This window comes from Paenibacillus sp. tmac-D7 (genome assembly GCF_006519665.1).
GTDB classification, from domain to species: Bacteria; Bacillota; Bacilli; order Paenibacillales; family NBRC-103111; genus Paenibacillus_G; species Paenibacillus_G validus.
Genome location: NZ_VIDW01000056.1, coordinates 1 through 26,782 on the forward strand (window position 1 = coordinate 1; position 26,782 = coordinate 26,782).

General features: G+C 52.0%; 21 protein-coding genes, 1 pseudogene, 1 riboswitch and 2 other annotated features. Of the genes and pseudogenes, 4 read left to right on the forward strand and 18 right to left on the reverse strand.

Annotation, left to right across the window (positions count from 1 at the left end; all coding sequences use genetic code 11):
• Positions 1-298, forward strand: a 298-nt coding sequence (locus FKP33_RS27510; protein ID WP_219996686.1) for a hypothetical protein, incomplete at its 5' end; no start/stop codon positions are given.
• Between the two features lie 202 nt (positions 299-500).
• Here the strand turns inward: FKP33_RS27510 and FKP33_RS23765 are convergent.
• The 10 genes from FKP33_RS23765 to FKP33_RS23810 all read right to left on the reverse strand — a co-directional run bounded on the left by FKP33_RS23765 (position 501) and on the right by FKP33_RS23810 (position 11,485).
• Positions 501-3,575, reverse strand: a complete 3,075-nt coding sequence (locus FKP33_RS23765) for a DEAD/DEAH box helicase (protein ID WP_141336533.1) — start codon at positions 3,573-3,575, stop codon at positions 501-503.
• Complete coding sequence (locus tag FKP33_RS23770; RefSeq protein ID WP_141336534.1) at positions 3,562-5,226, reverse strand: hypothetical protein; 1,665 nt, start codon at positions 5,224-5,226, stop codon at positions 3,562-3,564. The genes FKP33_RS23765 and FKP33_RS23770 overlap by 14 nt, the downstream gene beginning before the upstream one ends.
• A gap of 169 nt (positions 5,227-5,395) precedes the next feature.
• A complete protein-coding gene (gene groL / locus FKP33_RS23775; RefSeq protein ID WP_127610442.1) occupies positions 5,396-7,030 on the reverse strand; it encodes a chaperonin GroEL in 1,635 nt (544 codons plus the stop codon).
• Between the two features lie 105 nt (positions 7,031-7,135).
• The gene (gene groES / locus FKP33_RS23780; RefSeq protein ID WP_127610444.1) at positions 7,136-7,414 is read right to left on the reverse strand and encodes a co-chaperone GroES; all 279 of its coding nucleotides are present in this window, start codon (positions 7,412-7,414) and stop codon (positions 7,136-7,138) included.
• Between the two features lie 192 nt (positions 7,415-7,606).
• Complete coding sequence (tatC, locus tag FKP33_RS23785; RefSeq protein WP_127610446.1) at positions 7,607-8,374, reverse strand: twin-arginine translocase subunit TatC; 768 nt, start codon at positions 8,372-8,374, stop codon at positions 7,607-7,609.
• Between the two features lie 32 nt (positions 8,375-8,406).
• Complete coding sequence (locus tag FKP33_RS23790) at positions 8,407-8,736, reverse strand: twin-arginine translocase TatA/TatE family subunit (RefSeq protein WP_141336535.1); 330 nt, start codon at positions 8,734-8,736, stop codon at positions 8,407-8,409.
• Positions 8,737-8,792: 56 nt separating this feature from the next.
• Positions 8,793-9,797 (reverse strand): molybdopterin-binding protein, encoded by a 1,005-nt coding sequence (locus tag FKP33_RS23795; RefSeq protein WP_054800358.1) that lies wholly within the window; start codon positions 9,795-9,797, stop codon positions 8,793-8,795.
• On the reverse strand, positions 9,787-10,287 hold the full coding sequence (locus FKP33_RS23800; RefSeq protein ID WP_054800357.1) for a MogA/MoaB family molybdenum cofactor biosynthesis protein: 501 nt from the start codon (positions 10,285-10,287) through the stop codon (positions 9,787-9,789). The genes FKP33_RS23795 and FKP33_RS23800 overlap by 11 nt, the downstream gene beginning before the upstream one ends.
• Before the next feature lie 45 nt (positions 10,288-10,332).
• On the reverse strand, positions 10,333-10,857 hold the full coding sequence (moaC, locus tag FKP33_RS23805; protein WP_258313541.1) for a cyclic pyranopterin monophosphate synthase MoaC: 525 nt from the start codon (positions 10,855-10,857) through the stop codon (positions 10,333-10,335).
• Complete coding sequence (locus FKP33_RS23810) at positions 10,850-11,485, reverse strand: 5-formyltetrahydrofolate cyclo-ligase (RefSeq protein WP_054798369.1); 636 nt, start codon at positions 11,483-11,485, stop codon at positions 10,850-10,852. The genes moaC and FKP33_RS23810 overlap by 8 nt, the downstream gene beginning before the upstream one ends.
• A 291-nt stretch (positions 11,486-11,776) precedes the next feature.
• On the opposite strand from FKP33_RS23810, the gene FKP33_RS23815 reads away from it, so the two are divergent.
• Complete coding sequence (locus FKP33_RS23815; protein WP_141336536.1) at positions 11,777-13,747, forward strand: ABC-F family ATP-binding cassette domain-containing protein; 1,971 nt, start codon at positions 11,777-11,779, stop codon at positions 13,745-13,747.
• A complete protein-coding gene (locus FKP33_RS23820) occupies positions 13,723-15,093 on the forward strand; it encodes an FAD-dependent monooxygenase (RefSeq protein ID WP_306439395.1) in 1,371 nt (456 codons plus the stop codon). The genes FKP33_RS23815 and FKP33_RS23820 overlap by 25 nt, the downstream gene beginning before the upstream one ends.
• A 644-nt stretch (positions 15,094-15,737) precedes the next feature.
• Here FKP33_RS23820 and FKP33_RS23825 read toward each other — a convergent pair.
• Positions 15,738-17,369 carry a 2-isopropylmalate synthase gene (locus FKP33_RS23825; protein WP_155615700.1) on the reverse strand — a complete coding sequence of 544 codons (1,632 nt, stop codon included), beginning with the start codon at positions 17,367-17,369 and terminating at the stop codon, positions 15,738-15,740.
• A gap of 64 nt (positions 17,370-17,433) precedes the next feature.
• Positions 17,434-17,716: a binding site (T-box leader), on the reverse strand.
• Positions 17,717-17,772: 56 nt separating this feature from the next.
• Positions 17,773-18,031: a binding site (T-box leader), on the reverse strand.
• A 69-nt stretch (positions 18,032-18,100) separates the two neighbouring features.
• Positions 18,101-18,784, reverse strand: coding sequence for a YHYH domain-containing protein (locus tag FKP33_RS23830; RefSeq protein WP_141336537.1), 684 nt, complete (start codon positions 18,782-18,784; stop codon positions 18,101-18,103).
• Positions 18,785-18,930: 146 nt separating this feature from the next.
• Between FKP33_RS23830 and FKP33_RS23835 the strand changes: the two genes are divergently transcribed.
• A complete protein-coding gene (locus FKP33_RS23835) occupies positions 18,931-19,350 on the forward strand; it encodes an HXXEE domain-containing protein (protein WP_127610667.1) in 420 nt (139 codons plus the stop codon).
• A 141-nt stretch (positions 19,351-19,491) separates the two neighbouring features.
• Here FKP33_RS23835 and FKP33_RS23840 read toward each other — a convergent pair whose 3' ends face one another.
• The 6 genes and pseudogenes from FKP33_RS23840 to FKP33_RS23865 form a co-directional block, all read right to left on the reverse strand.
• Positions 19,492-20,901, reverse strand: coding sequence for an NCS2 family permease (locus FKP33_RS23840; RefSeq protein ID WP_054800505.1), 1,410 nt, complete (start codon positions 20,899-20,901; stop codon positions 19,492-19,494).
• Between the two features lie 108 nt (positions 20,902-21,009).
• Positions 21,010-21,110: riboswitch (purine riboswitch) on the reverse strand.
• Between the two features lie 141 nt (positions 21,111-21,251).
• Positions 21,252-21,440, reverse strand: a pseudogene (locus FKP33_RS23845) (GMP synthase (glutamine-hydrolyzing)); the annotation flags it as partial.
• Positions 21,441-21,551: 111 nt separating this feature from the next.
• Positions 21,552-23,468 carry an ATP-binding protein gene (locus FKP33_RS23850; protein ID WP_141336538.1) on the reverse strand — a complete coding sequence of 639 codons (1,917 nt, stop codon included), beginning with the start codon at positions 23,466-23,468 and terminating at the stop codon, positions 21,552-21,554.
• Positions 23,465-24,631 carry an SIR2 family protein gene (locus FKP33_RS23855; protein WP_141336539.1) on the reverse strand — a complete coding sequence of 389 codons (1,167 nt, stop codon included), beginning with the start codon at positions 24,629-24,631 and terminating at the stop codon, positions 23,465-23,467. Before FKP33_RS23855 ends, FKP33_RS23850 begins: the two co-directional genes overlap by 4 nt.
• A 235-nt stretch (positions 24,632-24,866) precedes the next feature.
• The gene (locus FKP33_RS23860) at positions 24,867-25,475 is read right to left on the reverse strand and encodes a recombinase family protein (protein WP_141336540.1); all 609 of its coding nucleotides are present in this window, start codon (positions 25,473-25,475) and stop codon (positions 24,867-24,869) included.
• A 439-nt stretch (positions 25,476-25,914) separates the two neighbouring features.
• Positions 25,915-26,631: a stalk domain-containing protein gene (locus tag FKP33_RS23865; RefSeq protein ID WP_181410260.1), complete on the reverse strand. Its 717-nt coding sequence runs from the start codon at positions 26,629-26,631 to the stop codon at positions 25,915-25,917.
• Positions 26,632-26,782: the final 151 nt, after the last annotated feature.

Consider the following 26,782-nt stretch of genomic DNA (forward strand, 5'->3'; position numbering starts at 1 on the left):
CGTATACGTCAACCCCTCGTTATTGCCAAGCGTGACGGCGCCGGAACGCCGGCCGCGGCCGGAGGCGCTGCTGCGTCACCGCTGCTGCTTGCGGTCGCACCGGCTGACGCCGTGTCGACCTGCGTCTTCGGCTGACGTCCGCGGCGCCTTGGGACCGCGCTTGCGTCCGCCTGCTGCGCCGAAGCGGGGCTGGCGGGTGCGGTTGGCCGCTCCTGCGGGCTACTCGCCTCAGGAGCGGGGACTCCGCCGCTTCCCGCCGTCACAGCGGCGGCAGTGCCAGCTTGTGCTCCTTCGATGACGGTTAGCTGGGGTGCACCCTTGCGTTGATGCCGGCGTTCCTTTTCCTTCATCCGTTCGCGTTTACGTTTGGACATTGTTGGTATTGAGCCTCCTATCGTGTACGCAGCCCATTGCCGCTAATCTGTCATTCCACGGGCGATAAGCCGTTTCCGCAAGCTATTTCTCTCATGCTATTCATCATTCGCTGTCTTTTTCCCCCGCTACTTGCCAATCCATTCGCGGCGCAGGGCGAACATGTCCCGCAGTTCATCTGTGGTCATCTCTGTGACCCAATTTTCGCCGGCTCCGACGATTTGCTGACTAAGGCCGAGCTTGCGCTCGATCATCTCATCGATGCGTTCCTCTAACGTGCCGAGGGTGATGAACTTGTGCACCTGCACGTTTTGGGTTTGTCCAATACGGAAGGCGCGGTCGGTGGCCTGGTTCTCTACAGCAGGATTCCACCAACGGTCGAAGTGGAAGACGTGGTTGGCCGCCGTCAGATTGAGTCCCGTTCCTCCCGCCTTCAGCGAGAGGATAAAGATGCCTCCCCCTGTTTCGGCACCAGCTCCCGGTCGCTTCCCTGCCTCTGCAGCTTCCACTCCAGCGCCTATCGGCTTCCCGGCCGATGCGGCCGCCTCTCCCTGAAACCGCGCAATCATCGCATCGCGCTGCTTCTTCGGAACGCCTCCGTGCAGGAAGTAAACGGTCCCGCCCAGCTCCCGCTCCAGGATCGCCTTCAGCATATGGCCCATCCCCACGAACTGGGTGAAAATCAGGCAGCTGTCGCCTTCATCCCGAAGCTCATGAACGAGCTCCAGAAGGCGCTCCACCTTACCGGACCGGTCCTCCCAGGTTGCGGGTCCCGGCTCAGGCTCCTTCAGGAACAGCGCGGGATGGTTGCAAATTTGCTTCAGCTTCGTGAGTGTGGCCAGAATGAGCCCTTTTTTCTCCATACCGGTTAAGGAATCAATGCGATTCATCAAGTCTTGGACGACGTTCTCGTAAAGGCTGGCCTGCTCCAGCGTCAAGGAAACGTACGCCTTCGTCTCGGTTTTATCCGGCAGGTCGAGCTGGATCGCCGGGTCCTTCTTCACGCGTCGCAGCAGGAACGGTCGAATCAGCTTTTGCACCTGCTCCACCAGTTCGGGATCGCCGCCTTTTTCAATCGGATTCACGTACTTGTGAGTAAACGCGCTCAAGCTGCCCAAATACCCCGGATTTATAAAATCAAAAATCGACCACAGCTCAGTCAACCGGTTCTCAATCGGCGTTCCCGTCAGGGCAATCCGGTGGAGCGCGTCGAAGCGGCGGATGGCGGCCGACTGCTTCGTATGCACGTTCTTGATGTTCTGCGCCTCGTCCAGGCCGATGACGTCCCAGACGACGGAAGAGCATTCAGCTTCGTCCAGCTGAGCCAAATTGTACGAGGTGAGAACGAGATCAAAGCCGCTCACAGCCTCGATGAAAGCTTCGCCCTTAGCCCGCTGCGGACCGTAATGCAAATAGACGCGCAGCGTAGTGGCAAACCGTTCCAGCTCCTTCTGCCAGTTGCCGAGCACCGAGGTCGGGCAGATGAGAAGCGCAGGGGCCTGCTTCGCAGCGGCACGGTCATGCGACCTCGCCCCGGCCAAGCTCACCGTCCCGTTCCGGGCGTGGAGCAAGTACGCAATAAACTGGATCGTTTTGCCGAGACCCATATCGTCGGCAAGACATGCGCCCAAGCCGAACTGGCGCAGGAACAGCAGCCACGACACGCCTGCCTTCTGGTAATTGCGCAGGCCCGCCTGGAGCGTAACCGGCGGCTCTACGATCGGGATGCGGCTCATATGCTGCAAGCGTCCGATCAGCTCTGCCATATGGCTGTTAAGCTCCACCTCGATGCGAAGCTCCTTCGTTTCAGCCTCCTGCTGCTCCGCATCGACCGTACCATTGTCCCCGCGACCCGCTCCGAGCAAATGCAGCTCCAGCACCTCCCGGAACGACAGGCCTTGCTTGCCGACTCGCTTCATCGCCTGACGCACCGCCGCAACGAAGGCCGGGTCTAATTGAATCCAGCGGCCGCGGATATAGAGAAGACGCTTCTTCTCCGCCGTCAGGCGGGCGAATTCCTCCTCGGAGAAATCTAGCTCCCCGACGGCGACCTTCCAATCGAATTTCATCAGCTGGTCGGCGCCGAAGAACGATTCGCTTCTGGAACCGACCGACGACTTCAACTGAGCCTTCAACCGAGGCTGTGAGCGCCGCAGCTCCTCCCACCAAACAGGCAGAAAGACGGAAAAGCCTGCCTGCAGCAGCTTCAAGCTATCCTCATTCAGAAAACGCCACGCCGCCTCATCCGTCAGCCGTCCTGGCAGCCTGTCCTCGCCGGGCGAACGCTGCTCAAACAGCTCGGGTACGAGACTTTCCGCCCGTTCGAACAAAGCCCCCAGCTTACGTTCAACATGCTTCTCCCAAGCGAAGGGAATGCGGCCTGCAAAACCTTCAGCAAGCGCACGGACAGTTTTCCCGTCCAACTCCCCTTCCACCATCATATTCGGGTCATGCTTGTCCTGAAGCAGCATACGCAGCGTCCAGAAGGAGTCCTCCGAGTTTCCGGCATCGTCCCCTTCCGAATCCATGTTCGGCTCGACCAATTGAAGGCAGATGCGAAAAGGAATCTCGTCCTTCTTCCAGCTAACGGCGGTCAACCATTCCTCTTCATCGAGCGCAAGAGCAGATGGAACCTTCTCCTCGGCGAACGGCGCAGCCGTCAATAACGGCTGTTCCTCACAAAGCTTGTCCCAGGCCTCGCGAACAGCGGGCTCGCTGACGAGCAGCTCCTCCACGGCCTGCGTGAACCAGCGCGATGCGTCAATTCCCTCCGCCAGCAGCTCCTCGTGCAGCTTTGCATACAGCTCCTGCTGCTTATCAGGCAGCAGCGGCTTCCACTCCCGCTTGCCCTCGTGCCACGCGCTCGCTTCCGGCGCGTACCAGCCATGGACCAACGCCTCACGCAGCAAGCTTGCCGCCTGCTGCGCCAGCTTGAGCTTATCCGACCACTCAACAGGCAGATGGAGCGAATTTCCGGGAGCCGCGAAGTAATCCAGCGCATCATAAGGCGACAGGACCAACGACTCCCCGCGGAAGCCGGTTCCTTCCCGGAGCAGCGTTCCATAGAGGCTGCGGGGGTGCCACGCAAACAGCCTCATCCGTAGCTGCGAACCGGACAAAGACAGCTCCGACTCTTCCCACAACAGCCATTCGCCGCTCTCCAGCTGTTCCCCCTCCACCATGACGGCATCAAGATCCAACATTACGCATCCCCCTCTTTCCCAGCTCCTGCTGAAAGGCCCGGAGTCGCGAATACTTGACGCTGACATGAGACAAGTAACGTTCCCATTGATCCTGCTTCTTCAAGCGACGGTACAGCGATTCCAGCCTTTTCATCAAACGCACCGCCTTCTTGTAAGAATCCCGGTTTTTCTCGGCAATGAAGCGTTCTATGCCGTGATGAAACCAGGGGAGCAGCAAATCCTTGCGGTTTGTCTCCACCGGCTTATAATCGCTGACGCGCAGATCGAGCGGCGTAATCCCGAGGGCCATTTGGATGTCGACCCACTCTTGAAACCGTTCGTGCTGCAGCAAGTAGGCCGAATAATACGGCATACTGCGCGGGATTAAGGCCATGACGGCGCGTTTCCATCGATCTTCCGCGTCCACGTGCGGAAGAACCGTAGCCCAGAGAGAGAAATACGATTCCTCCGCTCCATATCGAATCATGGGGACGAATGGAACCATCCACTCCAACCAGATCATCATCCGTTCCCATTGCCGTTCCGCTGCGAAGCCATGCAGGTAAGGATAAAACAGCATAGGAGATTTATGGTTCAATTGCTCCGCTTTCCGCATCGCCGCCTCATCCTGCCTGTCATGCACATCAAATCCGAGCGACGCCAGAATGTATTGATCCGCTTGTTTCGGTGCTAGCGAATCGCTTCGCAGCGCCCGGTTCAGACGCGTCTTCTCCCGGTCAACCCGATCCTGCCTCCAGAGCAGACCCCACCAGGTGGACGTGTACACATAGGACCAGGGGATCGGGCCGGAAAACGCCGGAAAAGCGTGCGCAGCCAAATAATCGGCCATGCTCTGAAGCCGATCCTCGTACAGTCGGTTGGCCTCGTCCGTATCGATCTCGCCCAATAGTTCGACTAATCTGTCGCAGCACCTTTCGGCGATCTCCTGTCCGCTTTCCGCTGCCGCATAGCTATCGTAATAACCGAGGTACCGATTGCGATTAGCGACAACCTGATCCGCAAGCTGCATCACGAACAAAAGCACCTGAAGCTCGTATAGCAAGCGAAGTGTCGGCTTCCAGTCCGCCCCGGCAAGTCTCATCAGCTTACCCGTCACATGATCGTACATCCCTTGAATGGCTCGAAGATTCGAATAATGTTCGACAGGAAAGGTACTCTCGAAATAACGATACCAATCCTCCGTGTTAGAATTGGGGCTGGGCGCGGCAGCCTTCAAGGGCGCCTTCCCAGCCGCACTCTGGGCGACGGCAAGAGCCGCTTCCGACGCAGCAACTTGCCGCCGCTCGTCGAAGGCCGGCGTAACCACAGAATTGGCCCCCCATCCGCTGCCTCCCGGCATCAAAAGCTTATAGGCATCGAATGCCAGATCCTCTTCCAAAAACAAGAAGGCGAGGGCCGCCAGATGCTCACAAGAGGCTCCCCTCTGGCACGTGCAGGTGCTTGTCTGAAAACCGTCCTTCACCAGCTTCGCATCGCCGCTGCCGCCATTACCGTAAGCTCGGCTCCCTACAGTACCGCCAACCATACCGCCCTCGTCATAACAATCAAAGATCAAGCCCTTGCTATAAAGCTTCCAGCCCTGCTGCAGTATAGGGTAACTGAAATAACGATAGGCAAGCTTCACCCACTCGTTCCACGTTCGCTCCTGCATCCTTGTCCTCCCGTTCCAACCATCGCTGCAAAATAAGTCTAATTATATCACAATATTTACGTCGATTTAGATGCAGGCGCCGCAGTTTTCCGCCGCCGCCCCCAGTCCCACAACGCAAAGAAGCAGCACCCCATAAAGGATGCTGCTTCTCGAAAGCAGGCAGGTCGGATTAGAATCCGCCCATGCCGCCCATACCACCCATGCCGCCCATATCAGGCATAGCAGGTTTGTCTTTTTCCGGTTTGTCTGCGATCACAGCTTCGGTTGTCAAGAACATCGAAGCGACGGACGCAGCGTTTTGCAACGCGGAGCGCGTTACTTTCGCAGGGTCGACGATACCGGCTTCGATCATGTTGACCCATTCGCCGGTAGCGGCGTTGTAGCCGATGCCTACGGATTCTTTCTTCAGGCGCTCAACGATAACGGAGCCTTCTTGACCCGCGTTAGCTGCGATTGTGCGAACAGGCTCTTCCAGAGCGCGCAGAACGATGTTCACGCCCGTTTGCTCGTCGCCGTCAGCCTTCACAGCCGATACAGCTGCGTAGACGTTCACAAGCGCTGTACCGCCGCCTGCAACGATACCTTCTTCAACGGCAGCGCGAGTTGCGTTCAGAGCGTCTTCGATGCGAAGCTTGCGCTCTTTCAGCTCAGTTTCGGTAGCTGCGCCGACTTTAACAACCGCTACGCCGCCGGCCAATTTAGCCAAACGCTCTTGCAGTTTTTCTTTATCGAACTCGGAAGTTGTTTCTTCCAGTTGTGCGCGAATTTGCGATACGCGAGTGCCGATATCCTTCTTGTCGCCGGCGCCGTCCACGATGATCGTGTTTTCTTTCGTCACGCGGATTTGGCGAGCGGAACCGAGTTGGTCCGGAGTCGTCGATTTCAATTCCAGGCCGAGCTCTTCGGTAATCACTTGACCGCCAGTCAAAGCTGCGATATCGCCCAGCATCGCTTTGCGGCGATCGCCGAAGCCAGGAGCTTTAACCGCTACGCAAGTGAACGTACCGCGAAGACGGTTCACAACCAGCGTTGCCAAAGCTTCGCCTTCTACGTCTTCTGCGATGATCAAGAGCTGCTTGCCGGATTGAACGACTTTCTCAAGCACAGGCAGGATCTCTTGAATGTTCGTGATTTTTTTATCGGTGATCAAGATATATGGATTTTCCAGAACGGCTTCCATTTTATCCGTATCCGTAATCATGTAAGGAGAGATGTAGCCGCGGTCGAATTGCATACCTTCAACGACTTCCAGCTCGGTTGCGAAGCCTTTGGACTCTTCTACGGTGATAACGCCGTCTTTGCCCACTTTTTCCATAGCTTCGGCGATCAATTGGCCGACTTCATCGTCAGCAGCGGAGATCGCAGCAACTTGAGCGATGGATTGTTTGCCTTCGATCGGTTTTGCGATGCTGGCAAGCTCGCTGACAGCCGCTTTAACCGCTTTTTCGATCCCTTTGCGGATAACCATCGGGTTAGCGCCTGCCGTTACGTTTTTCAACCCTTCGCGGATCATCGCTTGTGCAAGAACCGTAGCGGTTGTCGTACCGTCGCCGGCAACGTCGTTCGTTTTCGTAGCAACTTCTTTAACGAGCTGTGCGCCCATGTTCTCGAACGCGTCTTCGAGTTCGATTTCTTTGGCGATCGTCACGCCGTCATTGGTGATCAGCGGGCTGCCGAATTTTTTCTCAAGAACGACGTTGCGTCCTTTCGGTCCCAATGTAACTTTTACGGCGTTCGCCAAAGCGTCAACCCCGCGAAGCATCGAACGACGTGCTTCTTCACTAAATTTAATTTCTTTAGCCATGAGTATACCCTCCCGATTGGAAAATGTTTATGGTTAACGATTCGGATATTTTCCTAAGTAGTGGAGCCAAACTTAAGTATATGACGAGGCGCTTTCGAACTTGTCCTACAAGATGGCAAGGACGTCGCTCTCACGCATGATGAGCAGCTCGCGGCCTTCAAATTTAATTTCTGTACCTGCGTATTTGGAGAAAATCACGCGATCGCCTTCTTGCAGCTCAAGCGGAACGCGAACGCCGTCTTTGAGTGCACCGCTGCCGACTGCTACGACTTTACCCTCTTGCGGCTTTTCTTTCGCCGTGTCCGGCAGTACGATACCGCTTGCTGTCGTTTCCTCCTTAGCGATGGCTTCGATAACTACGCGATCACCCAACGGTTTGATCATGAGAAAATAGCCTCCTTTGAAATATGATACTGAGTTTTTTATTAGCACTCGAACCTCATTAGTGCTAACAACAATTCTTATGATACTCACTTCGCACTCATTTTGCAAGTAGTTTTACAACATTTTTGCACCTTCATCATTGTCTCCTGGGGTCTTTTAAAATATACCGACAGCAAACAACAAAAAAGCCTGTCATTCGACAGGCTTAAGCGCGCTCTCCGCTTCCCACGCTTGATCTTGGAGCTGCTGCTTGCGATAAATCAGCGACGATAAATACACGCTGAACTCGTACAGTATAATCATCGGCAAGGCGACGACAATGGCGGACAAAGCATCCGGCGGCGTGATCATCGTAGCGACGACAACGAGGATCAAGTAGGCGAAGCGGCGCACTTTTTTCAGCAGCTTCGGGTTCAGCAGACGAATCTTGGTCAAGAACATCACGACAATCGGCAGCTCGAACACGAGGGCGATCGGAATCAGGATATTAAACATGAAGGAGAAATATTGCGCGATCCCATAAGTTTCGCTTAGCTGCAAGCTTTGCGCGATCGAGGTCGTGAACAGGAAGGCCATGCGAAATACGACGAAATACCCGAAAGCCAATCCGATCAGAAACATGAGAAAGGCAAACGGCACGAAAATGAGCGACGCTTTGCGCTCCACTTCCCGCAAACCGGGCTTCAGAAATCCCCAAATTTGCAGCAGCGTAAACGGAAGGGTAATCAAAAGCCCTGTGGCCAATGCAAAATTCATATACATCTTAATGGAATCCCACGGGGAAAACACGTTCCAATTAATCGTGTTCGCAGGGGGGATCGTTTTTAAATATGTAATTAACGGCTTCGCCGTGAACAGCCCGATCGCCATCCCGACGATCAGCACGACGACGACCCATATAATCCGCTTGCGAAGCTCGGTTAAATGCTCGACCAGACTCATGCCCTCTTCTTGACTCATCGTTACACCTGCCTTTAACGTTTACGCACCGCTCAATCCGGCAACCGGCGCGGATTGCTGCGGGAATCGGCGGCAATGCGCGGCGGGGTGGCGTCGCCGCTCGGCGCAGATTCGGATGCCGATGCCGCGGGCTTTTCGACGGGCTGCGGCGGTTCAGGGGCAGCCTCATGCTGCGACGGCGTCACGTCTTTACGCTGCGCCTGCTCCGGCTCGTCGTTCAACAGATTTTGCGCCCCTTGCTTAAATTCGCGAATCGCACGGCCGAGCGAGCGGCCGATCTCCGGCAGTTTCGCCGGTCCGAATACAATAAGTGCGATGACGGCGATCAGCAAAAACTCAGAAAATCCGATATTCCCAAACATGGCCTCTCGACCTTTCCTCCAAATTTCAAAGCCCTATGGCGCCAGACACGCCTGTGTCAGCAATGGTGCAAACCGCCGTAACCGAGCTCGGTAATGTCCCGGCGCGTAATCGTTTCACCGGCGCAAATCCGCGGCAGCAGCACATCGAACGACGTATGCGGATCGTGCATGACGCAGCCGGGGAGCCCCATCACCGGCACCCCCTCCAAATAACCGACGAGCAGCATGGAGCCGGGCAGCATCGGCGTCCCGTAGCTGACAATATCGGTTCCCGCCTGCTTGATCGCACCCGGCGTGCGGTCGTCGGGATCGACGGACATGCCGCCGGTCAGCAGGATCAAGTCGGCGCGATCCTCACGCAGAAACCGCAGAATCTCACGCGCGATCGTCTCACTCTCATCCGGCGCCAAGCGCTGCTCGATAACCTCCGAACCGAGCGCCGCTAGCTTCTCCCGTACGACCGGTCCGAATTTATCTTGAATACGGCCTTTGAACACTTCGCTCCCCGTCGTAATCAGGCCCACGCGCAGCGGCCGGAAAGGCTTCACCTCGACAAGCGGGAACGCGGCCGAAGCGGCCGCCCGCTCCGCCTGCTCCACCTTCGCTTCTTCGATCACGAGCGGAATGACCCGCGTGCCCATCAGCGCTTGCCCCGGCTTGACGACGGCGTTCGTGCGAATCGTCGACATGATCACCTGATCGATGTCATTCACCGCGTCGATGCGCGCCTGATCGATTTTGACCAGCCCGTGGATCGTCGACTTTAACGTAATTTTCCCTTCGTGCGGCTCCGTCAATTCCACGTTAGGCCCTTGGGCCGCTTGCGCCAGCCGAAGGGCCGCTTCGTCCTCGTGCAAATACCCGGCTTGCAGCTTCAACGTATAAATATGCTCTTTGCCAATGCTGAGCAGCGCCGGAATGTCCTCTTCGCGGATAACATGGCCCTTCTTGAACAACCGCCCCTTGAATTGACCAGGAATGATCTGCGTAAGATCATGGGCAAGCACCAGCCCGACCGCTTTCTCAACCTCGACTTCTTCCATCATCGAATCAGGCTTCATAGCCATGATCCCCCTCGCGTCCTGTTAAAATCGAAAGCGCATGAGGCAGCTGGTCCATCACGGCGGATAAGTTCTCGGACACGCCCTTCGGGGCGCCCGGTAAATTCACGATGAGCGACTTCCCGCGGATGCCGCAGACGGCCCGGGACAGCATGGCCCGACGCGTCTTCTGCATGGAATACAGCCGCATCGCTTCCGCGAGTCCCGGCACCTGCCGGTCAATCACTTCCAGCGTCGCTTCCGGCGTCACATCCCGGAGTGCCAAACCGGTTCCGCCCGTCGTTAGAATCAGATCGGCTTTAAAGTAATCGGTCATCTCGATCAAGGCGGCCATAATTTCATCCTTCTCATCCGGCACGATCCGATACTCGATGATTTCGCCGTTCATCTCCTCTTCGATTAATTCCCGAATGACCTGCGCACTAGTGTCTTCCCGTTCTCCGCGTGAACCGCGGTCGCTTGCCGTCAAGATCGCCACTTTCCAGCGCATAAGCCTGCTCCTCCCCCTGATTCGTTTCAAATCCCGACTTTGACATTAAGATGATGTATGTAGGTAATCGCCGCTTTTTCCGCCCGTTTTGCTGACCAGCAGGGTCGGACCGATCTGCATCGATTTCTCGGCGGCTTTGCACATGTCGTACACCGTAAGCGCGGCGGCGGACACGGCGGTGAGCGCCTCCATTTCCACCCCGGTCTGCCCCTTCGTACGAACGGTCGCTTCAATATAAAGCTCGGTTTCCCCGTTGTTGTCGAACTCGACATTGACCCCGGTTAAAAATAGCGGATGACACATCGGAATCCAGTCCGACGTTTTCTTAGCCGCCATGATCGCCGCCACCTGGGCGACGCCCATTACATCGCCTTTGCCGATCCGTCCTTGCAGGATCAGCTGCAGCGTCTCGGGACGCATCGTCACCGTCGTCCGCGCGGTCGCTGTGCGGGTCGTTTCGGACTTGTCCGATACATCGACCATGCGCGCACGTCCTTGCTCGTTGAAATGCGTCAGCGGCGATAGCGCAGCGTCTTTCGCCGTCTCTTGATCTTCTTCCCGTTTAGTCAAGGACAATCGCCCCTCCCTCCACATAACGCCGCGACTCGGTCACCAGCTCGTTAATGCGAAAATCGAACAGTCCCATCGGCACCTCGTCGATGATTTGCTCTTCGAAGGCCGGCGCCACAATGTACGGCTTCGGCAGACCGGTGCGCACATACTGCTGTATGAAACGGTCATAGAAGCCGCCGCCATACCCGAGCCGCCCCATGTTTAAGTCAAAGGCGAGTCCAGGCACAATCACGACGTCGATTTGCCGAATATCGAACAGCTGCGGCGCCTTAGCCACCGGCTCGCGAATTCCCCAAGTGCCCCGCTCCAAATCGGCGTAGGATTTAATTTCATATAGTTTAAGCTGCTTATGCGCAGTCACGATCTTCGGGACAACTACCCGCCAAGGCCGTTTCCAGCACGCTTCCAACACGGGCGTTACGTCGACCTCTGTCTTGACCGGCATATACGTCAGCAGGGTCGGCTTGCGGCGGACAGACGGATCCGGCTGCAGAAGCTCTTCCAGACGGGCCATCAGCTTGCGGCTGATCGCCTCGGATTTGGCCTGACGCTCGTCCTCCCCGATGGCGGCCCGCACCGCCTCGGCCTCCCGCCGAAGCTTGATTTTTCTCTCTTTAATGTTCATGACCGGCCTCTTTTCAACAGGCAATTCAACACTTGCTCCAGAAGGAACAAGTTCCGTTTTGTTAAGAAACATCCATTTTCACCAGTTTACAATAAATAAGCAATAAAAAAAAGCAGGCCGCTCCCTGTTCTTCGACTGCAGCCGTAGAAGGGACTCCCCAGGAATCGGACAAGCCGCCGGGTAAACGGAAGGAAATCGAAAAAACGGAGCGAATATGCTACACTTATAGTCGTAAAACCGCGAAAAAGAAACGTAAATGAACGCATATACAAGCTGGGAGGCTTCAGAATTATGCTTTTGCAAGTATCGGGGATTACCAAAAGCTACGGCGTTACGACCGTGCTTTCCAATATAACGCTGCAGATCGAAGCCCGCGAACGCATCGGCCTTGTCGGGGTGAACGGGGCGGGGAAATCGACGCTGCTGCAGATCATTGCCGGCGAGCTGTCGTATGATGAGGGCAACATTTTTAAAGCGAAGGAAACGAAAATCGGCTACTTGCGGCAAAACACCGGTCTCGCCTCGGATCGTTCCATCTGGAACGAGCTGATGAGCGTGTTTGCGGGCATGCTGGAGATGGAGGAAGAGATTCGCCGCCTGGAAGCGCGCATGTCCGAACCCGACGTGCTCGCCGACGAGAAAAAAACGGAGGACACGATGCGGCGTTACGCCGAGCTGTCCGACGCGTTCCGCGCCAAGGGCGGCTATGAGATCGAAGCGAAGGTGCGGGGCGTGCTGAACGGTATGGGCTTCGGCAGCATGAATGCCGACACCCCCGTTCAGGCGTTAAGCGGCGGTCAGAAGACGCGGCTGGCGCTGGCCAAGATGCTGCTCGAAGCGCCGGATCTGCTGCTGCTCGACGAACCGACCAACCATCTGGACATTCCGACGCTGACGTGGCTGGAGCAATACCTCCGCTCCTACCCCGGGGCAATTCTGGTCGTGTCTCACGACCGTTACTTCCTGGACGCGCTGGTCGATGCCATCTATGAAATCGAGCGCAACTCGTCCAAACGGTACACCGGCAATTACTCGCGGTACATCGAGCTGAAAGAAGCGGACTACGAGATTCAATTGAAACAATATGAAAAGCAGCAGGATGAAATCGCCAAGATGGAAGAATTCGTACAGCGGAATATTGTGCGCGCGTCCACAACGAAACGGGCCCAAAGCCGCCGCAAGGCGCTTGAGAAAATCGAACGGCTGGACAAGCCGCTCGGAGATCTCAAGCGAGCCAGCTTCGCCTTTGAGATCGAAGCGCAGACAGGCCGCGAAGTGCTCGACGTCCGCGGTCTAAGCGTGTCTTATGACGGGCGAAATCCGCTGGTGCGCAATGTCACGTTTCAGCTGCGGCGAGGCGACACGGCGGCATTGATCGGTCCGAACGGGATCGGCAAAACGACGCTGCTCAAAACGCTCATCGGCCAGCATCAACCCGACCGGGGCACCTATCAGTGGGGAACTAACGTTAAGATCGGGTATTATGATCAGGAACAAACTGGCCTCAATCCGAACCATACCGTGCTCGAGGAGGTATGGAACGCGTTCCCTCATTTAGAGGAAGCGCGGATTCGCACGGTGCTCGGCAATTTTCTGTTCAGCGGCGAGGACGTCTTCAAGAAAGTCGGATCGCTCAGCGGCGGCGAGAAGGCCCGGGTTGCGCTAGCCAAGCTGATGCTTCTGAAAGCGAACGTGCTCATTCTCGACGAGCCGACCAACCATCTGGACTTGTATTCGAAGGAAGTATTGGAATCGGCGTTGATCGATTACGAAGGGACGCTGCTTTTCATTTCGCATGACCGGTATTTCCTCAACAAAATGGCCGAAAGCATGCTCGAGCTCGCCCCTGACGGGGTCACCGTCTACCTGGGCAACTATGACGATTATGTCGAGAAAAAGCAGGAGCTCGCCGAAATCGAGCAGGAGCGGCTGGCGCAGGAGGCGGCAAAGCGCGGCGGAACAAGCAAAGGCGCGGAAAGCGCCGCGGGTTCGTCCGCCAGCGCACAGGCGGCCCCGGCGAACGGCTATGAGGCGAATAAGCAGGCCAAACGCGAGGAACGCAGCCGTCAGCGCAAGCTCGAGCAGCTCGAGGAGCAAATCGCCCGGCTGGAGAATGAAATTTCCGAGCTGGAAAGCGAGCTGGCCCTGCCCGAGGTGTACAACGATTACGTGCTCGTGCAGCAAAAGAATACAGCCATGGAATCCAAGCGCAGCGAGCTGGCAACCTGTTATGAACAGTGGGAGCAGCTGGCGGAGTCGTAATCATAAGTGTCATTGCGTGTAATCATGTAAGGAAGGGCGCCTGGGAGGGCGCCTTTCTTCACATCGGGGCGGAATCGGGTCGAACCGGCGGGACAACCCTACAGGCTGGAACCTTTGCCATTCATCTCATTTGCCAATCGTTAGAGGAGGGACGCAACTTGTTCGATGAAGCGGATAAACACCGTAATAAGAAGGCGTTGATCATCGGCGGCGGTATCGGCGGATTGGCCGCTGCCCGGGCGCTGCACATGCAAGGCTGGGAATGCTGCGTATGCGAAAAAGCAGACTCCCGCACCGGCGCAGGCGCCGGCATCGTTCTGGCCGCCAACGCCATGAAGGCGCTGGACCGGCTTGGGGCCGGGGATGCCGTCCGCGCTCAAGGCTCGCCAGTTCGGCAGGGCTTGATCCGCACTTGGGACGGCAAGCGGATCACCCGTCTCCCGGTCGAGGAGCAAGCCAGACGGTTCGGCTCGGAGAGCTGGATGATCCATCGGGCCGACCTCCATGCCGTGCTGATCGCGCTGCTGCCCGTCGATACGATCATTTATGGACGGCGATTGGTGCGATTCGAGCAAACGGAGTGGAACGTGACGGCGCATTTTGAGAATGGGGAAACCGCGACCGGTGCCCTGCTGATCGGGGCCGACGGCTTGCATTCCACCGTGCGCCGGGCATTGTTCGGCCATACCCCGCTGCGCTACGCCGGGTTCACCGCCTTCCGCGGCATTTGCCGGTTTCCGGAAGCGCGCATCGCGGGCAACGTCGGCGAAGGCTTCGAAGCATGGGGTCCCGGCGTGCGGTTCGGCGCCACGCCGATCGGCCGCGGGGACATCTTCTGGTTCGCCGCCGTGAACGCACCCGAAGGCTTCACCGTCCCGCCCGGCCGGCGAAAGCCGGCGGTGCTCTCGCATTTGCGCGGCTGGGCGTCTCCGGTCGAAGCGCTGATCGAAGCGACGGACGAAACAGCCGTCCTCTCGCACGACGTCTTCGACCGGACTCCGCTCCCGCGCTGGAGCGAAGGACGCGTCACGCTGCTTGGCGATGCCGCTCATCCGATGATGCCCAATCTCGGGCAGGGCGGCGCTCAGGCGATGGAGGATGCACTGGTGCTCGCACGCGCCTTGGCGGAGGCGGACCCCGATGTGCCTCAAGCGCTAACCGCTTACGAACGCAGCAGACTCCCGCGCACGACCCGTGTTGTACGCGATTCGCGGCGGATGGGACGGCTCGTCCAGCTGCAGCATCCGGCGGCGATCGCCATACGCAACCGGATACTCCGCGCCATGCCGCCCGGCTTGCAGTTGCAGCGGCTGGACTGGCTGATCGGGCACGATGTCTTCCATTAAGGCGTTTCGCCCTCTTCGCCAGAAACTGCCCCTCGATAAGAGACAGCGCATACAGAAGAGCAGCGATGAGGCATTCCTGGATGTCGGAACGCCTTGATCGCTGCGATTCGATGTCGGTTTTTCCGCGTTCCCTGTCGATAACAACATGCCGAACGCCATAAAGAACGGAAGAACGACACAACCGATACGTTTCGACTTTTTCGGAAAGGGGGCAAAGGTACATATCCACAGTGCAGGATCGGCTCCATATTGCGAAAAAACGGACTCAAAGCGAACCCGGAATCAACCGCGGCCTCTGGAACTTTTCTCCAAAAAATTCACCTTATCCAGCGTGTGCATAACGAAGAAAAATGACGGAAATATCCACAAGGATATCCCCAGAAAAAAATGTCACTTTCTCTAGAAAAATCGGCCTTTTTTATTTCATCCACAGACTTATGCACATTATCCACAGAAATGATGTGCGAAAGTTATGCACGGCACCCGTGGAAAACCGAAAATGTACATTTCCCGTCATGACGCGATTTCCTAAACTTACCCACAATATGCACAGAGACTGTGGATAACTTTTGTCCACAGTCTCTATCACCCGTTTTTCTATCCACGATCCAGCAGCGGCGGAAATATTTACTTTTGGTGCAAATTTACGGAATCGTAATTTCGACCTCTTCCGCAGCTCCGTTCCCTTGCGCCGGAATTTTCCGCTGCCGTTCGTCGCGCGCCGCTTGGTTGCAGGCCGCCATAAACGCATGTGCCGCAGCCATCAAAATATCGCGCTGCGCCGAAACCCCGCGATACGTTTGACCGTTCGCCCGCACCGTCACGATCGCTTCGCCGCTGGCCTCTTCGCCGGACGATAGCGAGTACAGCTCCAAATCGGCGAATTCGGCTTCAAACGGCAGCGCCTGCTTGATCCCGGCGACGACAGCCTCTACCGGTCCTTCGCCTGTACCGGTGTACACCTTCTCGCTTCCCGTCTCCTCATTGCGGATCGTGCAGGAAGCGACCCGGTGTCCGGCGTTGCCGGTTACCAGTTGGGTCGAGACGAGCGTGAACGGCTCCAGCATGCGGTTAACCGCAGCTCCGACCAGCTCCAGGAGCTGATGATCGTGGACCACCTTCTGCCGGTCGGCCAACTCCTTGAAGGCGTTGTAGAAGCTTTCCATTTGCTCCGCATCCAGCTCGACGCCCAATTCGCTGACCCGGTGCTTGATCGCGTGGCGGCCTGAATGCTTGCCCAAAATAATCATGCTGCGCGGAATGCCCAGCGACTCGGGATCCATGATCTCGTAAGTGCTGCGGTTCTTCAGCAAGCCGTCCTGATGAATGCCCGCTTCGTGCTGGAAGGCGTTGCGGCCGACGATCGGTTTATTGAAGGCGATCGGGAAGCTCATCGCACGGCTGACCATTTGCGACGTAGCGAAAATATGCTCCGGCCGCACGCCGGTTTCGGCGCCCATCGCGCTTTTCCTCGTATCCAGCGCCATCACCAGTTCCTCGAGCGAACAATTGCCCGCCCGCTCGCCAACGCCGTTCACCGTGACCTCGACTTGGCTGACGCCGGCCTTGATCGCCGCCAGGCTGTTCGCGACCGCCAACCCCAAATCGTTGTGACAATGGGCGCTGAACCTGACGCGGTCGGCGCCGCGCACGCTCTTCATCACGCGTGTGAACATCGCGCCGTACTCCTCCGGCAGCGCATAACCGACCGTGTCAGGAATGTTGATAATCGTGGCGCCTTCCTCGATCACCGCCTCGATCACCTCGAACAGAAACTCGTCGCCCGTCCGCGTCGCATCCATCGGCGAAAATTCCAGTTCTCCGACAAATTGCCTGCCGTACGCCACCATCTCCCGGGCAAGGGCGACGACTTGCTCCCGCGTTTTACGCAGCTGGAAGTCCAGGTGGATGTTCGACGAAGACAAGAACATATGCAGCCTCCGGCGCTGCGCATCCTGCGTCGCCTGGACGGCGGCGTCGATATCCGCCTTCACCGCCCTGGCGAAGCCGCATATTTCCACACCCTGCAGCTCGCGGGAAATTTGCTGCACCGCGGCGAAGTCGCCCGGGCTCGAGATCGGGAAGCCCGGCTCAATGACGTCTACGCCCAGTTTGGCCAGCTGTCGGGCAATGACGATTTTTTGCTCCGGCGCGAGCGTCGCGCCCGGCGCCTGCTCCCCGTCCCGCAGCGTCGTATCGAAAATCGTGATGCGCCTGATGCCTTCTTTCTCCGTACCTTGAATATCTTGACCGTGAGCTGTATAGTTGTGTTCCATGATCGTTCATCCTCCTTAAGATTGTGTGTTCCTCCAAATGAAAAAGCCCATCGTCTCTTGTCTATCAAGAGACGACAGGCTGTAAGCTTGCCGCGGTACCACTCTTCTTGAAGCTGCGTCCATGCGGTCGTGCACTACCGGCATGAGGCTGCTTCCACCTCGAATGTTGATCACGGAGACGTCTCCGTCGAAATCTACGGGCTCCGGCCGCCCCATCCGGGTACGGTTCCATTCCCATCAATTCCGCCGCTCCCGGGCGAGCTTCAAGCTTCCGCCGACTGCGTCGCACCACCCCGCAGCTCTCTGTCCGATCGGTTCGCTTTACTGTTCCCGTTCTTCGCGTTTCTGACTATTTCATGTAGAGACTCCCGGCTGGGAAAATAAAAAAGCCCGCCGTCTCTATCAAAGAGACGACAGGCTGTTCCCGTCGCGGTACCACTCTTGTTGACTCCTCTGCCCTAGGCGCAGGCGAAGTCCGCTCAAAGCCGGATCACGGTGGCGAACCGTCAAAGCTTACCGCCTTCTTAGTCATGCGCGCTTGCATGCTGGCTCTTGGCTTTGCCGCTCCCGGGCGAGTTTCACCGTGTTCCCCAACTGCGTTGCACCGACCCGCAGCTCTCTGAATAGGTATGGCGGTTACTGTTCCCGATCATTGCGTTTTGATTTGTTAGTCATTATAGTATGCGCCGGATGGAATGTCAATGCGTCATTCGGGAAAAAACAGCGCCCGATTATTTCGAGATATAGAAAGCGTCGTTCTCGAACTTCATCGTCAACCCTAACTCCTCCACGGCAAACTTCCATGTCATCGGAAAATACGTAATGTCGTTCAGAACAAGAATCGGATACGGTTCCTTAGCGTTATCGATCCACGCATCGTTTACGTAAACGTTAAAGGCGGGCAGTTTCGCGTACAGCTTGGAGGAAGGCGTACCCCAATCCAAATCCAAAGCCCCGGCTTCGTTATCCGTTTTCCGAACGACAAACCCGACTTCCGCATCCCACTTTGTTTCCAGAGCCAAAGCTTGCGTGTAGTTCCAGGTCATCGGAAAATAGGTGATATCGTTGTATAAGATAACAGGGTATTCCGTGGCGTCGTTGACTACTTGCTGTCCGTTTACGTAAAGGTCGAACAGAGGCAATTGTACGGTTACCGATCCGTCCGGAATCTTTTCTTTCGGAGCCGGAGGCGCCGAATTCGGTGCAGGCGTAAGCGTCGAATCCGTGTCTGACGAGCTGCTGCTCCCCCCTCCGTTATGATAATGGTACTCGCCGTATTCAAGGCCCCACTTCTCACAATTTGTCCGGCATGTATGCCCCCCGTTCGAGTCGGTTCGGCCCGGGTGGGCATAGGAAGCAGATGAAAACAGCAGTAACGCTAGCATGGTCAGGGCAAGCACTTTTTTCGTTGTCATGATGGGATCAGCTCCTGGTCGGTAGAAATCTTTAGTGCCAAGAATCATTAATAGGTTTAACAAAGGATAAAGCGGATGCACTATCGAAGTTTAATGGAAATCCCCGCAAATTTATATCCCAACTATAAGCAGAGGAGAAAAATATCATGTTTCAGCTTGAGCTATATAATGCTATATGGTTATTCGTAGTAATATTTATGCTTCATGATTTTGAGGAAATTATAGCTGTTGAAAAATGGGCGAAAAGAACGGAAAGCAGAATAACGGGTAACAGCAACCGGATAAGCAAAAAGATTTGGCAATTTTGGAACGTTAATTCTTATTCCTTTGCGAAGAGAGATGTTTTTATATTCTTAACGATGTCTATAATTACTTTCATTAAAATCCAAAACTTGGAAAGTTTATGGAGTTCGATTTTATATCTTTCCTTCTTGATATTTGTACTCATACACAATGTAGCCCACATCTTGCAAACATGGTTACTAAAAACATATACCCCAGGTCTCTATACAGCTGTCTTTTTAGTAACTCCTTATACCATTTATTTGTTAGACCGCTTAACTTAGCAGAAATTTGATCATGCTCCTTGTTCAACGAACAGGTGTGTTACAACATGAACCTTTAACAGAGCTAATTATTAAAAAAGCCCCGATGCCCGGTTCATGCCGGACACCGAAGCCTTTACGCAAATGGCAGGCTGGAGTCTGCTACTCCGTGATAAACATATAACGCAGCACGATCAGCACCGCCAGCACCCACATCAGCCAATGGACTTTATATTGGCCTTTGCCGCTCAGTTTCGCGACGGTGGCCAGCAAGACATAACTGACGATCCCGAACGAAATCCCGTTGGCGATGTTGTACGTGAAGGGCATGAACGCGACAGTGAAGAACGCCGGAATGCCGTAAACCAAATCTTGAAAGTCGATCTCGCGAACCGATTGCATCATCAGCACGCCGACAATAATAAGCGCCGCCGCTGTCGCGGAACCCGGAATAAGCGCGGCAATCGGGGCAAGGAACAAGGCGAGCAAGAAGCAGACGCCCGTCGTCACCGCCGTCAAGCCGGTGCGTCCGCCTTCGGCGACCCCCGCAGCACTTTCGACGAAAGCCGTCACGGTGCTCGTACCGACCAAGGCCCCGCCGCTGACGCCGATCGCATCCACCATCATCGCTTTGCCGACGCGTTTCTGGCCTTCGACTTTGTCTTTCATGAATCCGGCACGGTTCGCCGTACCGACGAGTGTTCCGAATGTATCGAACAGCTCCACAAATGTGAACGTCAAGATGACGGAAATAATCCCTGCATTCATAATCCCTGCAAAATCGAACTCAGCAAAGGCCAGCTTGCTAAGGTCCGGCACCCAGGTCGTCTTCTCGCTGCCGAGCGTGGCCAAATTGACAACCGGCGTACCGTCCGGATTATGCATGAACATGCCCACTACCGTCGTCAGCAGGATGCCGAACAAAATCGCGCCGCGCACCTGCAGCACTATCAAAATCGAGATCAATGCAAGTCCGATGATGCAGAGCAGCACGTTGACGTTATGCATGCTGCCGATATGGAAGACCGTCTCAAAGGAGAGCAGATCGGTATATTTGCCTTTCGGCACATCGTTCAGCGTTTCGACCGCAACGGTCAGCAGCCCGCTGTTCTTCAATCCGATAATCGCGATAAACAGCCCGATTCCGACCGTAATCGCGTGCTTCAAGCTGTCCGGCACTGCGACGATCAGCATCTGCCGCACCTTCGTCACCGTCAATACGATGAAAATCAAGCCCGAAATAAAAACGGCCGTCAAGCCCATCTGGTACGTAAACGTGCCGCCCGAAGCCAGGATCACCGTCGCAAAATAGGCGTTCAACCCCATCCCCGGCGCCAAGGCGACCGGAAAATTCACGAAGAGCCCCATACAGATCGTAATGACGCCTGCGGCAATCGCGGTTGCCAAAAACACTGCCGTCCAGTCCATTCCCGTCGCGCCGGAGCCGAATGCGCTAAGAATGTTCGGATTGACGGCCAAAATATACGCCATCGTCATGAACGTGGTTAGCCCGGCCATCACTTCGGTACGAACTGTAGTGCCGTTCTCTTTTAGCTTAAACAAACGATCCATTTTTTCCAAAATCCCCCTCGGAAAGAGTGTTTTCGAAAACAACGACGAAAAGCCCGGGTACCTGACGGTCCGGGCTCACAAGAAAAAAGGCTCCGCGGGATTCCGCGAAACACGTGCTTTCTTGTTCGTAGCCAGATCATTTACGGTGACCTCGTAGAAACTCCCGGGCCGATTCCCGGGATTATACGAAACGGTTATTCTCTTCAATTCCTGTATTCATTATAAAAAGTGATGTCACTGCTGTCAACCAAAATTACCGAACATTCGACATTTTTCTCAACGCTATCGTTCGGCATTCGACCTAACAAAAAGCCCGCTCTCGTATGTCGCGAGAACGAGCCTTCTTTCGTTTATTCCCACTCAATCGTGGCAGGCGGTTTGGAGGTGATGTCATACACGATCCGGTTGACGTTGTCAACTTCGTTGACGATACGGACCGAAATTTTCTCCAGCACATCCCACGGAATACGCGCCCAGTCGGCCGTCATGCCGTCGATCGACGTTACGGCGCGGATGCCGACAGTGTAAGAGTATGTTCTTCAATAGAGTGAATTACTATTCATTTATCGCGTTATTTTTGTATATCAATTGTATCTGGTGAAAGCGATAAATTCAACAAATGACTTTATAGATTTTGGTGCAGAACACCCTTAGGTCTCAGAATTGAACCATAGCCCCTCTAGATTAATCGTTTCACTTGTTGGCTGTAGTTCCTTTTTTAGTAAAGGTATTTGTACTGCTATTGGCGTCTCGGTTGCTGTGCCTGTAAAAACACAAGCGCCTGGGGGTAAAATTGACAATGAATCAAATGAAACCTTATCTAAAAAAGAAATTGTTCTACTAATTGTCTGTAAATCGTTATTATTAATTAACCTGTGAATAAAAACGTTATGAAGCTGGGAGATGATCGTGTTCGAGATATCCGAAGGTCTTTGACTTGATAATGTAAGAAATACTCCAAACTTCCTCCCCTCTTTAATAATTTCTTCAAAGACCTCTAATCTGTAATCTTTCCAACTTTCACTCTCTCTGAAGGATTCCTCTGACAATATGTTGTGGGCTTCATCAATGACAATGTGCAACGTCTTATCTATGCCATCCTCATTATGTTTGTCTTTGTGATCGTCGTAAACTTTCTTAGTAATTAATAGTGGTATTAATTTTTTCATTTCGGTATTAACATCTTTTAACGAGATACTGATTAAGGTTTTTGCTGGATTTGCTTCAAAAAAGTCGCTTGTTCCAACATCAAAAATTTTTTCTAATTCACGCTTTCTCTTTTGAAACCTATGTAGGACAGGGGATACATGATCAAATTGGGCAATGTTACTAATAACATCTTTTGCTAACCTCAGTCCAAGTGCAAGTTCGAAAAGTTTCAATTCAGTTATTGCTCCTTGGAATCCGTCCTTTAGTTCAACCAACTTATTTTTGAATAGTTGTAGTTCCCTTTCACAGTTAGCTTGGTTGTTAGAGCCGAAGTAAATTCGTGTATTCCAAGGTGAATACCCACTATCATTTTGTGCATAGAACTGCCTTGAAAGATCATTGTTATGTGCTGTGTAGTATCGAAATATCTCCCTATACTCAATTTCATTTTGAATATCAAAAAAATCCTTAATACATAACTTTAATAGGTTAAAAGCATCAATTTCTTTATTAGAAACACCACCGTTATTGAGTATTACTTTTAGTTGTTCTGTTAATATGTCAACAATGTTGTTAAGTGTGTCCTCTTGGCTTCCTTTGAGGAGACTTTCTTGATAAATTAATGCACGTTTTATGTATGGCTTTTGTGTTCTTTCGGTAGCTTGTAGCATAATCCCCCAAAATTCATCATCCAGCCAATCCTTTTTAATCTTTAACTTATCCCTTTGTGTTCGTGTAGATAATATAATGTTATATTTATCTATTGTTATTGTATTCTCGTTTGAATACTCACCGTTAAAATCTAAGATTATAATTTTACTTTTCCCCAAATTAATACCGTCACTGCTCAAAAGATTATGATATAAACGAGCCAAGGTATTTGATTTCCCACTACCAGTATTTCCGAAAATACCAATATGACTGGCAAATAGTTGGGTTACTCCGGCTTCTACCCTTACCTCTTCAAATAGCGATTTTCCAATTTCAATACTCTGCCTACTAGTTAGTTGGAATACTTTTTTTACTTCATTTTCAGACATTAGAAAAGCTTCATTATAGAGGAACGGTATTTCTTTCATCCCCCTCACAAATTTACCGTTTTCAAAATACCCTATGATTGAAAGTTCGACAAACCTATCATAGATAACGGGATGGCTTTCCAATCTACTCTTTATATTCTCCTTAATAAACTCTTTGTTGACTTTTCCTACAATATACAAAAAATCTTTCTTTACCTTGATGTAACTACTAGTACCGACATTCCTGAATATCTCTCCTTTGAAGAAAAGGTTTGATAAATTCTTTTGATTATCAACTTTAATGAGTATTCTCTTACCCTCGACTTCAACAACTACTCCTATCTTCGAGAAGGCTTTTGTTTGTAACATATCCTCGACAGTTGCATGTTCTGTATTCACAAGGACACCTTACTTTCCGAAACAAGGTTCAGGATATATTCAAATAGATTTGTAAAAATCTCGAAATCAATATTAATTCTCTTCCCTTCCTCCATTCCATTGCCTGCAAACATAATATTGTAACTTGATCGGGGTTCTCTGCTAGTGCAGTCATTCTCTTCGCTTTGTTCGATAGCATCTCTCTCAATTCTTACAACCTTTACATTCGTGAAGGAGTAAAAATATCGAAGAAGTTTTTGTTCATCTCCGAAGCTATATGGAAATATGAGCATTGTAAGTGAAGGGTTACCAAGCGCCCTTTGTGTAATCGACCGAAAATGTTCATCTTCAAATGAGAATCCAAAGACAAACAGTACACTTTGTTCTCTCTCTAACTCATTAGAGTAAAATCTAGATATATCATAGTATGTATGTTCCATTAAAGTTCTTACAAACTTTTGCTTTGTAGGTAAAATAATAGGCAGATTCAGGTCTTGTTTGAAGTATGCATGCTCGTCAAGATACTCAGTCGATATATCTGGTAGCGATAACTTATTTAATATGCGAATAGAGTCGGTATCGTTTTCAAAAAACCAGTTGACAGACCCATGCAATTTGACGATATTTATTACTGGTTCTTCGTACTGATATGAGTAAGAGTCGCTTAACTTGTACGTCCTCTTTTGGAAGTTTTTCACACCAAAATATCTATGAAAAACCCCAATTCCCCCATCATTGTATGGAATTTTCGACTTTTCAAGCGCAAACTCAAAAAATAAATCATAATTGGTTGTAAATACATTAATCTTTTTAGGCAAGCGATCTGAACCTCTAATCAACAAAAGTTGGTATATGGTCTTTAGAAAGTCCATGTATTCATCAAGCGTAGCTGCCACATTTGCTTTCAGCACATCATCACCATTCTGCAAGTTGGCGATTAAGTTCTGATTTGGTTCCTTTACGCCTTCTAAGAAGTTATTTATTAGTTCGGTAATACGATGTTTGATTTCCTCTTGCTTACTGTTTTGATAATCCCTAATATACATAGTTAAGTCGTTTTCGAGATTTCCTAAAGTGCTGATGGCTTTTATTGATGCACCGGAACCAATCAAAAAATGAATATTTCCAGACTCTATATATTTTTTCATTTTATCGAGTATTGAATTTTGCTGAAAAACAACCATTTCTTAACCTCTTTCCTATGATCTTAGACAAATGATAACGTCCAGTTCACCATCCCCATTTGTCAACTAATGAAGGGTGTATATAAACATATAGATTCCCATTACGTTTATTGATAATAGATCGTTAGCAGGAATTACATGTAGTAAGATTGTACCATGTCTTCCACTAAATTAGCATCCACAATCCACTGCATTGCCATTTTTGACGAATCTTACTCCAAGTAGCAAACACAGATTAAATCGACCTCTCCTCATATTCACTCGCCCTACGATAAAAGGTGTTAGGCTTCATTCCAACCTTCCGCATTGCTTGAACCGCTGTAATTGACCCAGATTTCCATTCATCATAAACTGCTATGAACTCATTGGTGATTTCCCTCTTAGGTCGTCCGAATTTAACACCTTTCTTTAGAGCGACTTCAATCCCTTCTGACTGACGTTGCTTTGTTTTCTTGCGTTCTTGTTCAGCAACATACGACAACATGCTCAAAAATTGATCTTCGAGCAGTTTTCCAAGATCACCCATCGTCTTGAATTTACGGCTATCAAACAGTGACTCATTCTCTAGCACAACAATGTCTGCATTAACTTCCCGCGTGATGTATTTCCATTCGGCTATAATACCGTCATAATCGCGTCCTAGACGATCAAGAGAATCCAGATAGAGCAAGTCCCCTTCCCTAATAACGAGCCTCATAGCTTGGTACTGAGGACGGTTAAAGTCCTTCCCTGATTGTTTATCAACGAATATGTATCTCTCTTCAATCCCTATTTCATTCATTTTCTTTATTTGCCGTTCAGTATTCTGCTCTTTTGTTGAAACACGAACATAACCAATTTTCATGTTAGCACCTCAAACAATGAATATTATATCAATAAGTGTATCACAGTTTTGAAATATTTCATATGTTCCTTTACCACTTTTTGAAATTGTTTCTTGAAGGTATTTTGGCTATGTCAAAATGTGTACTTTTCGCAATGAAAATAAGGAGCTTCCAATACAGCGGGAGCGGGACATTAAGGAATTATGCGGCGGGGCATAGTTTACAGTGAGAAGACGATCAATTGAACCGTCTCGGCTAGGTACACTACCGCCCCAAAACTCATATTGCATATTTCACGATACGATAACCATCACGCCAGTTCTTCAACGATTCGTACGTACAGAGAGCCTTTAACTCCCTCCATCAAATTCCCTCTCCCTATAAGAAGAAGCGAACAACTCTTCAAAAATCAGAGATTGTTCGCTTCTTTGTTCCGAAAGATATGCTCATATGTATGCACTATTTGACGAAAGCATCAGTAATGACAACTTTTTCGGTGGTGGGGGTGGTTCTTTTACTATCCATACTTCCGTAAATGTTTATATCTAAGTAATCCACATCACCGATAGACCCTATTTCTACTTGTTTCATCTGATCTGATTCACTCACTGTAAATTTCTTTAATTCAACCTTGCTTTTCTGATCTGACACAACAATAGTTGCCGGACTTCCAACCACGCCAACCCTAAAGGAAAGCTTTTGATACTTCGCATTTAATCTGAAATTTAATGTACTTGGTAAAATGTCATGTGGCTTTAACGAATAAAAGCCCTCATTTATCGTCTCTCCATGAATTGAAAGAATATCTGCATCTCTTGATGTTACAGCAGTCGAACTACCACCTGCTCTAAAGTTTACAAGCTTCTCCCCTTTTCCTTCCGGCTCACCTAGCATGATGGTACTTGTTGTGTCATCATATTTTACCGCAACCCCTAATGCTTGGCTCAATGAACGAACGGGGAGATATGAATCACCATTGTAAATTATTGGACTTAGCTTATTTCCTTCCCTATCCGTAGGAATGAATTGATTTCCATTAAGCTTAATGTTGATGGATTGATTAATATATGCGGCAATCTCCTTCAAATTCGTTTCCGCCGATACCCCTGTTATAGTACCGATAGTGAATACACCGCATAAGAGCATTGTTGTCGTAATGATTGCTTCTCTTTTCATCGTGGACTCTCCTGTATGTAGAATCAAACATTTCTTGCTAGTTACATAGTACCTTACAGAAGTCCTGTTGGGTAGGCGCTTTTTCCTAGTTGCCAAAATCATAGAATTTCTTAAACCCATCACACTTATAGAAATGAACGACTCTCCAACG

Bases quoted from the DNA above. Each gene is read 5' to 3' on its own strand.
- FKP33_RS23795 (WP_054800358.1), bottom strand. From the start codon at position 9,797: ATGAAGCCTGATTCGATGATGGAAGAAGTCGAGGTTGAGAAAGCGGTC.
- FKP33_RS23815 (WP_141336536.1), top strand. From the start codon at position 11,777: ATGCTTTTGCAAGTATCGGGGATTACCAAAAGCTACGGCGTTACGACC.
- FKP33_RS23835 (WP_127610667.1), top strand. From the start codon at position 18,931: ATGTTTCAGCTTGAGCTATATAATGCTATATGGTTATTCGTAGTAATA.
- FKP33_RS23790 (WP_141336535.1), bottom strand. From the start codon at position 8,736: ATGTTTGGGAATATCGGATTTTCTGAGTTTTTGCTGATCGCCGTCATC.
- FKP33_RS23825 (WP_155615700.1), bottom strand. From the start codon at position 17,369: ATGGAACACAACTATACAGCTCACGGTCAAGATATTCAAGGTACGGAG.
- FKP33_RS23830 (WP_141336537.1), bottom strand. From the start codon at position 18,784: ATGACAACGAAAAAAGTGCTTGCCCTGACCATGCTAGCGTTACTGCTG.
- FKP33_RS23855 (WP_141336539.1), bottom strand. From the start codon at position 24,631: ATGGTTGTTTTTCAGCAAAATTCAATACTCGATAAAATGAAAAAATAT.
- tatC (WP_127610446.1), bottom strand. From the start codon at position 8,374: ATGAGTCAAGAAGAGGGCATGAGTCTGGTCGAGCATTTAACCGAGCTT.
- FKP33_RS23770 (WP_141336534.1), bottom strand. From the start codon at position 5,226: ATGCAGGAGCGAACGTGGAACGAGTGGGTGAAGCTTGCCTATCGTTAT.
- FKP33_RS23810 (WP_054798369.1), bottom strand. From the start codon at position 11,485: ATGAACATTAAAGAGAGAAAAATCAAGCTTCGGCGGGAGGCCGAGGCG.
- FKP33_RS23800 (WP_054800357.1), bottom strand. From the start codon at position 10,287: ATGCGCTGGAAAGTGGCGATCTTGACGGCAAGCGACCGCGGTTCACGC.
- FKP33_RS23865 (WP_181410260.1), bottom strand. From the start codon at position 26,631: ATGAAAAGAGAAGCAATCATTACGACAACAATGCTCTTATGCGGTGTA.
- groES (WP_127610444.1), bottom strand. From the start codon at position 7,414: ATGATCAAACCGTTGGGTGATCGCGTAGTTATCGAAGCCATCGCTAAG.
- FKP33_RS23840 (WP_054800505.1), bottom strand. From the start codon at position 20,901: ATGGATCGTTTGTTTAAGCTAAAAGAGAACGGCACTACAGTTCGTACC.
- FKP33_RS23765 (WP_141336533.1), bottom strand. From the start codon at position 3,575: ATGTTGGATCTTGATGCCGTCATGGTGGAGGGGGAACAGCTGGAGAGC.
- groL (WP_127610442.1), bottom strand. From the start codon at position 7,030: ATGGCTAAAGAAATTAAATTTAGTGAAGAAGCACGTCGTTCGATGCTT.
- FKP33_RS23860 (WP_141336540.1), bottom strand. From the start codon at position 25,475: ATGAAAATTGGTTATGTTCGTGTTTCAACAAAAGAGCAGAATACTGAA.